12 protein-coding genes are annotated in these 14,021 nt (G+C 65.7%); 10 read left to right on the forward strand and 2 right to left on the reverse strand.

Annotated features, from left to right (window positions below; translation table 11 throughout):
* Positions 1-49 precede the first annotated feature (49 nt).
* The 10 genes from CAP37_RS03505 to guaD all read left to right on the forward strand — a co-directional run bounded on the left by CAP37_RS03505 (position 50) and on the right by guaD (position 11,625).
* Positions 50-994, forward strand: coding sequence for a LysR family transcriptional regulator (locus CAP37_RS03505; RefSeq protein WP_086122895.1), 945 nt, complete (start codon positions 50-52; stop codon positions 992-994).
* Between the two features lie 23 nt (positions 995-1,017).
* Positions 1,018-2,559 (forward strand): ABC transporter ATP-binding protein, encoded by a 1,542-nt coding sequence (locus CAP37_RS03510; RefSeq protein WP_086122896.1) that lies wholly within the window; start codon positions 1,018-1,020, stop codon positions 2,557-2,559.
* Complete coding sequence (locus CAP37_RS03515; RefSeq protein ID WP_086122897.1) at positions 2,546-3,601, forward strand: ABC transporter permease; 1,056 nt, start codon at positions 2,546-2,548, stop codon at positions 3,599-3,601. The genes CAP37_RS03510 and CAP37_RS03515 overlap by 14 nt, the downstream gene beginning before the upstream one ends.
* 7 nt (positions 3,602-3,608) lie before the next feature.
* Positions 3,609-4,529 carry an ABC transporter permease gene (locus CAP37_RS03520; protein WP_086122898.1) on the forward strand — a complete coding sequence of 307 codons (921 nt, stop codon included), beginning with the start codon at positions 3,609-3,611 and terminating at the stop codon, positions 4,527-4,529.
* Between the two features lie 76 nt (positions 4,530-4,605).
* Entirely contained in the window at positions 4,606-5,763 is a 1,158-nt protein-coding gene (locus CAP37_RS03525) for a BMP family ABC transporter substrate-binding protein (RefSeq protein WP_086122899.1), read from the forward strand.
* A 61-nt stretch (positions 5,764-5,824) separates the two neighbouring features.
* Positions 5,825-6,829: an aromatic ring-hydroxylating dioxygenase subunit alpha gene (locus tag CAP37_RS03530; protein WP_086122900.1), complete on the forward strand. Its 1,005-nt coding sequence runs from the start codon at positions 5,825-5,827 to the stop codon at positions 6,827-6,829.
* Between the two features lie 14 nt (positions 6,830-6,843).
* Positions 6,844-7,854 (forward strand): adenosine deaminase, encoded by a 1,011-nt coding sequence (locus CAP37_RS03535; protein WP_086122901.1) that lies wholly within the window; start codon positions 6,844-6,846, stop codon positions 7,852-7,854.
* Positions 7,855-7,943: 89 nt separating this feature from the next.
* A complete protein-coding gene (locus CAP37_RS03540; protein WP_086122902.1) occupies positions 7,944-9,083 on the forward strand; it encodes a Fic family protein in 1,140 nt (379 codons plus the stop codon).
* 72 nt (positions 9,084-9,155) lie between these two features.
* Positions 9,156-10,259 (forward strand): BMP family ABC transporter substrate-binding protein, encoded by a 1,104-nt coding sequence (locus tag CAP37_RS03545; RefSeq protein WP_086122903.1) that lies wholly within the window; start codon positions 9,156-9,158, stop codon positions 10,257-10,259.
* A gap of 73 nt (positions 10,260-10,332) precedes the next feature.
* The gene (gene guaD, locus CAP37_RS03550) at positions 10,333-11,625 is read left to right on the forward strand and encodes a guanine deaminase (RefSeq protein ID WP_086122904.1); all 1,293 of its coding nucleotides are present in this window, start codon (positions 10,333-10,335) and stop codon (positions 11,623-11,625) included.
* Here guaD and CAP37_RS03555 read toward each other — a convergent pair whose 3' ends face one another.
* Positions 11,626-12,630 carry a cytochrome d ubiquinol oxidase subunit II gene (locus CAP37_RS03555; protein ID WP_086122905.1) on the reverse strand — a complete coding sequence of 335 codons (1,005 nt, stop codon included), beginning with the start codon at positions 12,628-12,630 and terminating at the stop codon, positions 11,626-11,628.
* Between the two features lie 16 nt (positions 12,631-12,646).
* A complete protein-coding gene (locus tag CAP37_RS03560; RefSeq protein ID WP_086122906.1) occupies positions 12,647-14,020 on the reverse strand; it encodes a cytochrome ubiquinol oxidase subunit I in 1,374 nt (457 codons plus the stop codon).
* Position 14,021: the final 1 nt, after the last annotated feature.

The raw sequence follows: 14,021 nt of genomic DNA on the forward strand, positions 1-14,021 counted from the left end.
CATATGTCCAGAATGCCCAAAACACCATTCACCAGCATATGACACCGGTATGAAATACGGGGCCATGTTCGACAAGATAGACCTGCACCTCATTCGCGTGTTGCACACCGTGCTCACCGAACGCAGCGTCTCGCGTGCGGCGATCCGGCTGGGCATGTACCAGCCGGCGGTGAGCGCGGCCCTGAAGCGCCTGCGCGAACTCGCCGGAGACCCCCTTCTGGTGCGTTCAGGCTCAGGCATGGTGCCCACGGTGGCCGGCCTGCGCATGATCGAGCCGGCGGCCGACATCCTGCGCAGCGCCGAGGTGCTGTTTTCCGACGCGCGCAGTTTCGATCCCGCCACCGCCCACCACAGCTTCAGCCTGGCCGCCAGCGACTATCTGGATCCGCTGTTCCTGCCCCAGCTGGTCACGCAGATCAAGAGCCTGGCGCCGCACTGCCCGATCGACATCCACCCGCTCTCGCGCGATTCCGATTACCGCAACCACCTGGCCCAGGGCGATGTGGACGTGGTGATTGGCAACTGGGCGCAGCCGCCGGACGATCTGCACCTGGGGCGGCTGTTCGGTGACGAGGTGGTGTGCCTGGTGTCGAACCAGCATCCGGCCGCGCGGCGCGGCTGGGACGTGGAGGCCTGGCTGGGCGCCGAGCACATTGCGCCCACGCCCACCCACCCCGGCGCGCGCGGCTTCATCGACGACCACCTGGCCAGCCTGGGTCTGGTGCGCAACATCACCGCGCGCTGCCCCCATTTCGGGCTGATTCCGGCCATGGTGGCGGGCAGCCTGCTGGTGCTCACCACCGGGCGCCAGTATTGCGAGCGCTTCACCAGTGTGCTGCCGGTGAAGGTGCTGCCCAGCCCGGTGGAATTCCCCCGGATGATGTATTACCAGCTCTGGCACGAGCGCACCCACGCATCGAACGCGGCGCGCTGGCTGCGCGAACAGATCAAGACGGTCGCCGCTTCGCTCAAGCGGCTGGACGCCGAGTCCTGACCCCACCCACAAGAAGGAGACACATGACCACACCCCGACTTCAATTGAGCGGCATCACCAAGCGCTACCCCGGTGTGGTGGCCAACAGCGATGTCTCGCTCACCGTGCAGCCCGGCGAGGTGCACGCCGTGCTGGGCGAAAACGGCGCCGGCAAATCCACGCTGATGAAGGTGATCTACGGCTCGGTGAAACCCGACGAAGGCACGGTGATGTTCAACGGCAAGCCGGTGCACATCCGCAACCCGCAGGAGGCGCGCGCGCTGGGCATCAGCATGGTGTTCCAGCACTTCAGCCTGTTCGACACGCTCACCGTGGCAGAAAACGTGTGGCTGGGGCTGGACAAATCGCTCACCCTGCCGGCGGTGGCCGCGAGCATCACCGCCAAGGCAGCCGAGTACGGGCTGGACATCGACCCTTCGCGGCCCGTGCACACGCTGTCCGTGGGTGAAATGCAGCGGGTGGAAATCATCCGCGCGCTGCTCACCAACCCGCAGTTGCTGATCCTCGACGAACCCACTTCGGTGCTCACACCGCAGGCGGTCGAAAAGCTCTTTGTGGTGCTGAAGAAGCTGGCCTCGGAGGGCTGCAGCATCCTCTACATCAGCCACAAGCTGCACGAGATTCGCGAGCTCTGCAACGCCTGCACCGTGTTGCGCGGCGGCAAGGTCACCGGCGTGTGCGATCCGCGGCAAGAAAGCAATGCCTCGCTCTCGCGCCTGATGATCGGCGCCGAACCGCCGGCACTCAACGTGCGCGAACTTCACGCGGGCGCAGCGGTGCTGGAAGTGAGCGGCCTCACGCTCGCGAGCGACGACCCCTTTGGTACGCAACTGAACGACATCGCGCTCACCGTTCGGGCAGGCGAGGTGGTGGGCATTGCCGGGGTGTCGGGCAACGGCCAGAGCGAGCTGCTGTATGCGCTCTCGGGGGAAGACCGCCGCGCGCCGGCCGGCAGCATCCGTGTGAGCGGGCAAGATGCTTCGCGCTACGCGCCCGGCAGGCGCCGCGCGCTGGGCCTGCACTTTGTGCCTGAGGAACGCCTGGGGCGTGGCGCGGTGCCCACGCTTTCGCTGGCGCACAACCTGCTGCTCTCGCGGCGCGATGCGCTGGGCGCGGGCGGCTGGATCAAGGTGAACGCACTCAGGAAGCAGGCGGAAGACGTGATTGCGCGCTACAACGTGAAGGCCAACGGGCCGGATGCGGCGGCCAAATCGCTCTCGGGCGGCAACCTGCAGAAGTTCATTGTGGGCCGCGAGATCGAGGCCAAACCCAAGCTGCTCATCGTGAGCCAGCCCACCTGGGGGGTGGACGTGGGTGCCTCGGCGCAGATTCGCGGGCAGATTCTGGCGCTGCGCGACGCCGGCTGCGCGGTGCTGGTGGTGAGCGAAGAACTCGACGAACTGTTCGAGATCAGCGACCGCCTGCACGTGATTGCCAAGGGCCGACTCTCGCCCAGCATGGACCGCAAGGACGCCACCATCGAACGCATTGGCGAGTGGATGTCGGGCCTGTGGGAAACCTCCGCACCACACAACAGCAAGGAGGCTGCCCATGCTGCGGCTTGAAGTCCGTCCCCAGCCGTCGGCGCGCTGGGGCTACGCCTCGCCTTTGCTGGCCCTGCTCATCACCGTGGTGATCGGCGTCATTCTGTTCGCCGTGCTCGGCAAGGACCCGGTGCGCGGCCTGCAGGTGTTCTTCTGGGAGCCCATCAAGAGCACCTACGCGCTCTCGGAGCTCATGGTCAAGGCCACGCCGCTGCTCATCATCGCGCTCGGGCTGGCGGTGTGCTTTCGCTCCAACGTGTGGAACATCGGCGCCGAAGGGCAATACATCTTTGGCGCCATCTGCGCGGCAGGCATGGCGCTCACCGCCACCAAAGACACCGGCGCGTGGATCGTGCCGGCCGTGCTGGCCGCCGGTGTGCTGGGCGGCATGCTGTGGGCCGGCATCACCGCGTTGCTTCGCGACCGCTTCAACGCCAACGAAATCCTGGTGAGCCTGATGCTGGTGTATGTGGCGGTGCAGGTGCTGAACTTCCTGGTGTACGGACCGTGGAAAGACCCGCTCGGCTACAACTTCCCGCAGACCAAGACCTTCGAGTCGGTCACGCAGATTCCGCGGTTGATGAGCGGCTCTCGCGTGAACATCGGCCTGCTGCTGGCGCTGGCCGGTGTGGCCGCCGTGTGGGTGTTTCTGTTTCGCACCTACTCGGGCTATGCGCAACTGGTGGGCGGCCTGGCGCCTGCTGCGGCGCGTTATGCGGGCTTCTCGTCGCGCAAGGCCTTGTGGATCGCGCTGCTCACCTCGGGCGGCGCCGCCGGCCTTGCGGGCGCGCTGGAAGTGGCCGGGCCCATTGGCCAGCTCACGCCCTATGTGCCGGCAGGCTACGGCTTCGCGGCCATCATCGTCGCCTTCGTGGGGCGGCTGCACCCGGTGGGCATCGTGTTCTCCGCCATTCTCATGAGCATGTTCTACATCGGCGGCGAACTCGCGCAGTCGCGCCTGGGCTTGCCCAAATCAATCACCGGGGTGTTCCAGGGTCTGCTGCTGTTTGCGCTGCTGGCTTGCGACACGCTCATTGCCTACCGCCTGGTCTGGAAGAAGTGAGGAAGACATGGAATCCATCGCACTGCTTTTCGCCGCCTCGCTCAACGCGGGCACCGTGCTGGCCATTGCCTCGCTGGGCCTGTTGATCAACGAGAAGGCCGGCATCGTCAACCTGGGTGCCGAGGGCATGATGCTCTGCGCCGCGCTCGCCGGTTTTGCCACCGTGGTGCACACCGGCAGCAGCACGCTCGGCTTTCTGGCCGGCATGGGCGCCGGGGCTTTGCTGGCGGCCATCTTCGGCGGGCTGGTGATCTGGCTCAACACCAACCAGTACGCCACGGGGCTCGCACTCAGCCTGTTCGGTGCCGGTTTCTCGGCGTTTGCGGGCAGCAGCTACGTGCAGGAAAAGCTGCCCGAGCAGACGCAGTTCGCCATTCCGTTCCTGAGCGAGATTCCGCTGATCGGCCCCGCGCTGTTCCGCCACCACCCCATGGTGTACGCCTGTGTGGCGCTGGTGCTCGGGCTGATCTGGTTTCTGTACCGCACGCGTGCAGGCCTGGTGCTGCGCAGCGTGGGCGAGAGCCCGGAATCGGCCCACGCGCTGGGCTACCCGGTGCGTCGCATCCGCATGATGGCGGTGATGGCCGGTGGCGCGCTCTGCGGTCTGGCGGGCGCCTACGTGTCCACCGTGTACACGCCGCTGTGGGTGGAAGGCATGATCGCCGGCAAGGGCTGGATCGCGCTGGCGCTCACCACGTTTGCCACCTGGCGCCCGGCCCGCGTGCTGCTGGGTGCCTACCTGTTCGGCGGCGTCACCATGCTGCAGTTCCACCTGCAGGGCATTGGCGTGAACGTGCCCAGCCAGTTCCTGACCATGATGCCGTACGTGGCCACCATCGTCGTGCTGGTGCTCATCTCGCGCAACCCCACGTGGATTCGCATCAACATGCCCACGTCCATCGGAAAACCCTTCTACCCGGGTGCATAATTTACCGATACCGTACCGTACCCAGACCTGTATTCAACCCCGTTTTCCCACCACCCTTCTCACACCGAGGAAACCCATGACAGACCTGAACAAACGCTCCCTGATGAAGGTTGCCGCGTTGACCGCGTTGACCAGTGCCGTGCTGATCGGCTGCGGCAAGAAGGAAGAGGCCGCTGCGCCCGCCGCCGCGCCTGCGCCGGCCCCGGTCGCCGCCGCCCCGGCACCGAAGCCCGAGCCGCTGAAGATCGCGTTTGCCTATGTCGGCCCGGTGGGCGATGGTGGCTGGACCTTCGCCCACGACAACGGCCGCAAGGCGGTGGAGAAAGAGTTCGGCGACAAGGTGGTGACGAGCTTCGTGGAGAACGTGCCCGAGAGCGCCGACGCCGAGCGCGTGCTGCGCGACATGGCCAGCCAGGGCAACAAGCTGGTGTTCGGCACCACCTTCGGCTACATGGAGCCCATGCTCAAGGTCGCGCCCGATTTCAAGGACGTGAAGTTCGAGCACGCCACCGGCTACAAGACCGCCGACAACATGCGCACCTACGACAGCCGCACCTACGAAGGCGCGTACATGGCCGGCATCATCGCGGGCAGCATGACCAAGACCAACACGCTGGGCGTGGTGGCCTCCATCCCAATTCCCGAAGTGATCCGCAACATCAACAGCTTCACCATGGGCGCGCAGTCGGTGAACCCCAAAGTGAAGACCAAGGTGGTCTGGGTGAACGGCTGGTTCGACCCACCAAAGGAAACCGAAGCCGCTACCTCGCTGATCAACGGCGGCGCCGACGTGCTGATGCAGAACACCGACTCGTCGGCCGTGCTGCAGACCGCCGAGAAGCTGGGCAAGCGCGCCTTCGGCTGGGATTCGGACATGACCGCCTACGGCCCCAAGGCCCACCTGGGTTCGGCTGTGATCAACTGGGCGCCTTATTACATCAAGGCCACCAAGGACGCGCTGGAAGGCACCTGGACCACCGGCGGCGTGTGGTGGGGCGTGAAGGAAGGTGCGATCGACATGGTCTCCGTGGCCGACGACGTCCCTGCCGAAGCCAAGGCCAAGGTGGACGAAGTGCGCGCAGGCCTGAAGGCCGGCACCTACAACATCTGGAAGGGCCCGCTCGTGGGTCAGGACGGCAAGGAAGTGCTGGCCAAGGACGCAGTCGCTGACGACAAGTTCCTGGGCGGCGTGAAGTTCTACGTCAAGGGCGTTGAAGGCAAAGTGCCGAACTAAGTCCACAGACCGTGGAAAAAGAGGCCGCCTCCGGGCGGCTTTTTTTGTTTGAATGGAGCCTATGGTCGAACAGCAACTCTGGCACCCTGTCATCGCAGCGCACGAACTGCGCGACGAACCCCTGGCCTGCTCGCTGCTCGGCCAGCGGCTGGTGCTGTGGCGCGAGCACACCCACGGCGCCAGCCAGGTTCACGCCTGGGCAGACCGCTGCCCGCACCGGGGCGCCAGCCTTTCGCTGGGCCGCGTGCTCATTGGTCTGCATGGTGCGCGGCTGGAGTGCCCGTACCACGGCTGGCAGTTTGAAGCCGGTGGTCGTTGCAAGCACGTGCCCGCGGCGCCGGATTTCGAGCCGCCCGCCGGCCATATGGCCACGGTGCATGAAGCGCGCGAGCGCTATGGCCTGGTGTGGGTGCGTCTCGGCCAACCCGCGCAACCCCTGCCGGATCTACCGGTCTTTGAGCCCGGCGACAACCCGGCCTGGCGGCAGGTGCTGTGCGGCCCCTACGAACTCAACACCAGCGCGCCGCGCCTGGTGGAAAATTTTCTGGACCTCAGCCACTTCGGCTTCGTGCACGAAGGATGGCTCGGAGAGCGCAGCCATGCGCAGGTGGACATCGGCCAGGTGGAAGAGGGCACCGATGGCGTGCAGGTGAACGGCGCGCGCGCCTGGCAGCCGCGCGCCTATGCCGGTGCCGATGGCGGTGCGTGGATCGCCTACCGCTACACCGTGCCCCATCCCTTTGCTGCCATCCTGCGCAAGGACGCGGCCGAAGGTGACCCGGTGAGCAACGCCATTGCCCTCTTCGTGCGGCCCGATGGGCACGAGAGTTGCACCGCCTGGTTCGCCATGGCCACGCAGGGCGACAGCTCCAGTGACGAAGCCCTGCGCGAATTCCAGGACGCCGTGTTTTCGCAGGACCGGCCTGTGGTGGAATCACAGACACCGCGTGCCTTGCCGGTGGGCCGGCTGGCGCCGGTCGCCGAAGTGCACGGCCCGGCAGACCGCGTCTCGAGCGCGTACCGCCGCTACCTGAAACGCCTGGACATTTCGCTGGGCACGTGTTGAACACGGGAGAGACCATGACCACCGCCGCCGAACTGGCCGCTGCCATCCCCAAGGCCGAGCTGCACATCCACATTGAAGGCTCGCTGGAACCCGAACTGATCTTCGCGCTGGCCGAGCGCAATGCCCTCGCGCTGCCCTACGCCAGCGTGGAAGACCTGCGCGCCGCCTACGCCTTCACCGACCTGCAGAGCTTCCTGGACATCTACTACGCCGGCGCCAGCGTGCTGCTGCACGAGGCCGATTTTCACGACATGGCCTGGGCCTATTTCCTGCGCGCCAAGGCCGACAACGTGGTCCACAGCGAAGTGTTCTTCGACCCACAGACGCACACCGCGCGCGGCGTGCCCATGGCCACCGTCATCAAGGGCCTTGCCAGCGCTTGCGAACGCGCACGCGGTGAGCTGGGCATGAGCGCGGAACTCATCCTGTGTTTCCTGCGCCACCTCAGTGAAGAAGACGCGTTCGCCACGCTGGAAGCCGCTTTACCCTACCGCGCGCACTTCATTGGCGTGGGGCTGGATTCCAGCGAGGTCGGCCACCCGCCGAGCAAGTTCTCGCGCGTGTTCGCGCGCTGCCGCGAGCTTGATCTGCACGTGGTGGCCCACGCGGGCGAAGAAGGCCCGCCAGCGTACATCTGGGAAGCGCTCAACGACCTCAAGACCGAGCGCATCGACCACGGTGTGCGCAGCCTGGAAGACCCCAAGCTCGTCGCCGAACTCGCCCGCCGCCGCGTGCCGCTCACCGTGTGCCCGCTCTCCAACCTCAAGCTCTGCGTGGTGAACGACTTGACGGATCACCCCATGAAGCGCCTGCTCGACGCCGGCCTGTGCGCCACCGTCAACAGCGACGACCCGGCCTACTTCGGCGGCTACATGAACGCCAACTTCGTGCAGACCGTGCAGGCGTTGCAGCTCTCGCACGAAGACGTGGTCACCTTGGCCCGCAACAGCATCGAGGCGAGCTTTGTGAATGAGACACGCCGCGAAGAAATGACCGCCATGCTGGACGCTGCCATCAACGCCTGAGGGGTGCATGCGGCGAAACTGCAGCCTATTCGCCGCATTTTCTGCGGCGAATAGCGGTTTCATGCGGTGATTGACCGCATAATCGCCGCATGAAAAGCGGTGATTACCGAAACGATGCACGTTATATCTGGCAGTCGCCCGACTGGCCTGCGCTTCGCTACGACCTGCCCGCTTTGAGTGGCCCGCTGAGCGAGGTCAGTCGTGCCCAGGGTTTGTTGCTGGGCCGCATGGCCGATGTAGGGCTCGCCTTGCGCGACCGCGCCACGCTGAGCGCAGTGACCGACGACGTGCTCAAGACCAGCGAGATTGAAGGCGAACAACTCGATGTGGACGCGGTTCGCTCGTCGGTGGCACGGCGACTGGGCGTGGACATCGGCGCACTTGCTCCAACCGACCGGCATGTGGAAGGCGTGGTCGACATGGTGCTGGACGCCACGGCCAACTGTCAGCTCCCCTTGAGCGCCGGACGGCTGTTCGGCTGGCACGCGGCCCTGTTTCCCACGGGCTTTGGCTCGCTCACGCGAATCAGGGTGGGAGCCTGGCGCAACGATGCAGCAGGCGCCATGCAGGTGGTGTCGGGGTCCGTGCAGCGGCAGCGAGTTCACTTCGAGGCGCCTCCCGCGCAGCGGCTGGACGAAGAGATGCGGTGTTTCCTGGACTGGGCCAATGCCCCCACGGGCGAGGCCGCCGTGATCAAGGCGGGTCTCGCGCACCTGTGGGTCGTTACGCTGCATCCCTTCGACGACGGCAATGGCCGAATCGCGCGCGCTGTGGGAGACCTGTTCCTGGCGCGCGGCGACGGCAGTCCACAGCGCTTCTACAGCCTTTCATCGCAGATTCAACGCGAACGCAAGGGGTACTACGAGGTTCTGGAACGCACGCAGCGCGGCAATCTGGATGTGACCGCCTGGCTCGCGTGGTTCATCAACACCTTGCAGCGCGCGGTCGACAGCGCGCACCACACGCTGGACGCAGTGTTGCGAAAGTCGACGTTCTGGCAACGCTGGGCGCAGACATCGCTCAACGAGCGACAGGTGGCCATGCTGAACCGCGTGCTCGACGGTTTCGAGGGACGTCTGACCAGCGGGCAGTGGGCCAAGCTGACCAGATGTTCCTCAGACACCGCGTTGCGCGACATCCAGCATCTCGTGTCGCTCGGCGCGTTGCGCAAGACCGAGGACGGTGGACGCAGCACGGCTTACGAAGTGGTGACGGGCGGACCCGCGTAAAATCCGCCCCCAGCGAGCCCGGTGCTTCCCCGGCTCGCTTTTTCATTCACGGAAGCCATGTAGAGGAACACCATGTACAAAAACCTCGTGACCCGGCGCGCCTTGTGCGTGCTGGCAGTTGCCAGCTTTTTATCTCCCCTGTCCATCACCCAGGCACAGACGTCGCCGCCACCGTTGAAGGTCGGCTTCGTCTACGTGGCGCCGCTTACCGATGCCGGCTGGGTACGTCAGCATGAGCAAGGGCGCCTCGCGGTGCAGGCCGCGCTGGGCAGCCGCGTGGAGACGCGTTATGTGGAGAACGTGCCCGAGGGCGCGGATGCCGAGCGTGTGATCCGCGATCTGGCGCAGCAGGGTGCGCGCATCATCTTCACGCCCAGCTTCGGCTACATGGAGCCCACGCTGAAGGTGGCGCGCGAGTTTCCGGATGTGAAGTTCGAGTCCGTCACCGGCTACAAGACGGCGCCCAACGTGGCCACGGCCAACGCGCGCTATTACGAAGGCCGCTACCTGGCCGGTGTCGCCGCCGGCCGCATGGCCACGCAGGCGGGCTATGTGGCGGGCTTTCCCATTCCCGAAGTGATTCAGGGCATCAACGCCTTCACGCTGGGCATGCGCTCGGTGAACCCGCGTGCCACGGTGAAGGTGGTGTGGCTGGGCGAGTGGTTCAACCCTCCGCGCGAGCGCGATGCGGCCATGACGCTGATGAACCAGGGCGCCGAGGTGCTCGCCTTTCACACCGGGTCCACCGCCGTGATGACCGCCGCGCAGGAGCGCGGCAAGCTCGCCGTGGCCTACCACTCCGACATGCGCAGGGTCGCGCCCGATGCGCAGGTGGTGGCGGTCACGCACCTCTGGGGCGACTACTACACGCGCCGCGTGCAGGCGGTGCTGGACGGCACCTGGCAGAGCGGCGGCGTATGGGGCGGCGTGAAAGACGGGATGATCCGCGTCGATGCGTTCGGCAGCAAGGTGCCCGCCGCTGTGCGCGACGAAGTGCTGGCGCGCCAGGCCGACATGGCTGCAGGCAAGTTGCCCGTGTTCACCGCCGCACGCACCGCGCCGGTGCGCGACAACCAGGGCAAGACCGTGATTGAAGCCGGGCAGGGCCTGAGCGACGCGCAGATTCTCGGCATGAACTGGCTGGTTGAAGGCGTGCAGGGTTCTGTGGACCGTTGACCCACGGCGGCGGTATGGGCCCTATCGGCAGGGCGTTATGCCGTCGCGCGCATGAGGCGTTAAGCTCGTTCAAATGAGAGCCTACCGCGCCGCCATCCTCCGTTTTGCCGACGACCAGAGCCCCGTGTACGAGGCCGATGGCCTGCTCGTGGTGGGCCCCGATGCACAAGGCCGGCGTGTGGTGCGTGCGGTGGGCGACCATGACACGCTGATCGGGAACTTCCCCGGCGTTTCGGTGGAAGACCTTCGCGGCAAACTCATCGCGCCGGGCTTTGTGGACATGCATGTGCACTACCCGCAGACCGATGTGATCGGTGCGCCGGCGGCGGGCCTGCTGCCCTGGCTGGAAAACTACACCTTCCCGCACGAGACGCGTTTCTCCGACCCTGAGCATGCGCGGGAGGTGGCCGGCTTCTTCTTCGACGAACTCGCGCGCCATGGCGTGACCACGGCGCTTACTTTCGCCACTTCGCATCCGGCCTCGGTGGACGCCGCGTTCGAGGAGGCGCGCGCGCGCGGCCTGCGCTTCATCACCGGCAAGGTGCTGCAGGACCGGCACAGCCCGGACGGCGTGCGCGACGAGACCGAGCAGAGCCTGATCGATACCGAATCGTTGATTCAGCGCTGGCATGGCGTGGACCGCCTGGGCTATGCGATCACGCCGCGCTTTGCGCCCACCAGCACGCCGGCGCAGTTGCGCGGCGCGGGTGAGCTGGCGGCGAAGTACGGCGATGTGTGGATCCAGTCGCACGTGGCAGAAAACCGCGACGAGGTGCGCTGGGCGGCAGAGCTGTTTCCCGATTCGCGCAGTTACCTGGGCGTGTACGACGACTTCGGGTTGCTTCGAAAGCGCGCCGTGTACGCGCACTGCATCCACCTGGACCAGGCCGACCGCGAGCTGATGGCGCGCACTGGCACAGTGGCCGCGGTGAGCCCGACGAGCAATCTGTTTCTGGGCAGCGGGTTCTTCGACTACGCGGCGGCGGACGCGGCGGGCATGGGCTACGGGCTGGCGAGCGATGTGGGTGGGGGCACCAGCTTCTCGCCTTTCCACACCATGCTGGCCGCTTACTGCGTGGGCCGAGAGGGCCACACCAAGACCGGCCTGAGCCTCACGCCGGGGCAGCTCTGGTGGCAGCACACGGCGGGGGCTGCGCGGGCTTTGGGATTGGAGGGCGTGGTGGGGAATCTGCAACCCGGCAACGAGGCCGATTTTGTGGTGCTCGATCCGCAGGCCACGCCTTTGCTGGCTCGCAAGACATCGCAGGCTCGCAGCCTGGACGAGTTGCTGTTTGCGTTGATTGTTCTTGGGGACGATCGTTTGGTTTCGCGTACGGTGGTGGCTGGGGCTGATTTCTCTGGTTGACTACGTATACGTCAAGGCCCGCGCTTTTCCCCAGAACACCCGGTACATGTAGATCGTGTACACGATGATCACCGGCAAGGTGATTGCCACACCCACAAACACGACGGTGAGCGACTCGGTGGAAATGGCGGCTTCCCACACCGTCATGCGGCCGATCACGATGTCCGGAAAGATGCTGTAGGCCAGACCGAAGAAGGCGAGGATGAAGATCAGCACCGTGGCCGCAAACACCACCCAGCCGTAGCCCGCCTTCACCACGTTCGGGTGCGTCACCACCCAGCGCACCGCGAAGAAGGCGATGGCGCAGCTCAGCGGAATCGGCATCAAGCCGAACACTTCGGGCACGCTGAACCATTTCGCCACCACGCCGGGATTTACCAGCGGTGTGGCCGCCGAAATGGCCACCAGCGCAAAGCCCATGGGCCACAAAACGCGGGCGGCCCAGCGCACCGCGTGCGTCTGCAATTTACCCTCGGTCTTCATGATCAGCCAGCCCGCGCCGAGCAACACATAGGCCGCAGGCAATGTGATCGCAATGCCCAGGCTGAACGCCAGGCCGATCCAGCCGCTGTCGAAGCCCGTGATGTAGCTGCCCAGCATCCAGCCCTGCGAGCTGCTCGCCAGCAGCGAACCCACGAAGAACGAGCGGTTCCAGAAAGGTACGTATTTCGTCGGCGCCTTCACGCGGAAGTCGAACGCCACGCCGCGCAGGATCAGGCCGATCAGCATCACCGCCACCGGCAGGTACAGCGCCTGCAACACCAGGCCGTGTGCCATCGGAAAAGCCACCAGCAGCACGCCCACGCCCAGCACCAGCCAGGTCTCGTTGGCGTCCCAGAACGGGCCGATGCTGGAGATCATGGTGTCCTTCTCTTCCTTGCTCTGCGCCAGCGGCAGCAGCAGGCCCACGCCGAGGTCGTAGCCGTCGAGGATCACGTAGGCCAGCAGCGCCAGGCCCATCACGGCGAGAAAGATCAGAGGCAGGATTTCGGCCCAGGTGGTCATGTGGTGTTCCCTTCGATCAGACGCCGGCCTTGCCAAGCGCCGCGCCGGCCGGGGCCTCGGGGGCGTGCTTGAAAGGATGCTCGGCCATGTACTTGAGCACACCCACGTAGGTGATGAGCAGCAGGCCGTAGACGATGAGGTAGGCCGTGAGCGTGAGCGCGATCATGGGCGGCGCGATCTGTGTGGCCACATCGGCAGTGCGCAGGTGGCCGTAGACGACGAAGGGTTGGCGGCCGATTTCAGTGACGTACCAGCCCGCGAGCGTGGCCAGCCAGCCCGAGAAGGTCATGCCCGCCAGCGTCCACAACAGGGGGCGTGGCAGCTTCACACGGCCATCGGGATGCGCACCTTCTCTGCGCTGGCGCCACAGCATCCAGGCACCCCACCAGGCCACCACCAGCATCAGAGAACCCACACCCACCATCACGCGAAACGCCCAGAAGATCGGCGCCACCGGCGGATGCGCGCCGGGAAATTCGTTCAGGCCCTTCAGCTCCGCGTCCATGTCGTGCGCCAGTATCAGGCTCGCCATCTTTGGAATCTTCACGGCGTAGTGCGTGGTGCCCGCCGCTTCGTCGGGAATGCCGAACAGCGTGAGCGGCGCGCTCTTCTCGGTGTGCCAGATGCCTTCGAGTGCGGCGATCTTGGCGGGCTGGTGCTCCAGCGTGTTCAGACCATGCATGTCGCCGGCCACAAACTGCAACGGCATGGCCACAGCGGCAGCGATCAGGGCCGTGCGCAGCGCCTTGTGCGTGCCGTGCGTGGCGCTGCCCTTCAGCAGCTGCCAGGCGCACAGGCCAGCGATGAGGAAGGACGCGGTGAGTGTGGAGGCCAGCAGCTTGTGCGCGAAGCGGTAGGGGAACGAGGGGTTGAACACCACGGCGAGCCAGTCGACCGGAATGAACTTGCCGTCCACGATCTCGAAGCCGGCGGGTGTCTGCATCCACGAATTCAGGCTCAGGATCCAGAACGCCGACATGGTGGTGCCAAACGCGACCAGCATGGTGGCGGCCAGGTGCACGCGCTCGCTCACGCGGCCACGGCCGAACAGCATGATGCCCAGGAAGCTGGCTTCCAGGAAGAACGCGGTGAGCACTTCGTAGCCCAGCAGCGGGCCCGAGATGTTGCCGGTCTTTTCCATGAAGCCCGGCCAGTTGGTGCCAAACTGAAAGCTCATGACAATGCCCGACACCACGCCGAGCGCGAAGGTCAGCGCGAACACCTTGGTCCAGAAGTAGTAGGCCTCTTCCCAGGCCGGGTCGCGCGTTTTGAGGAAGCGCAGCCGGAAGAACAGCAGGAACCAGCACAGCGCAATGGTGATGGTGGGGAACAGGATGTGAAAGCTGATGTTGGCCGCGAATTGGATGCGGGAGAGGATCAGGGCGTCCATG

The organism is Hydrogenophaga sp. IBVHS1 (assembly GCF_002127265.1).
Classification (GTDB): domain Bacteria; phylum Pseudomonadota; class Gammaproteobacteria; order Burkholderiales; family Burkholderiaceae_C; genus Hydrogenophaga.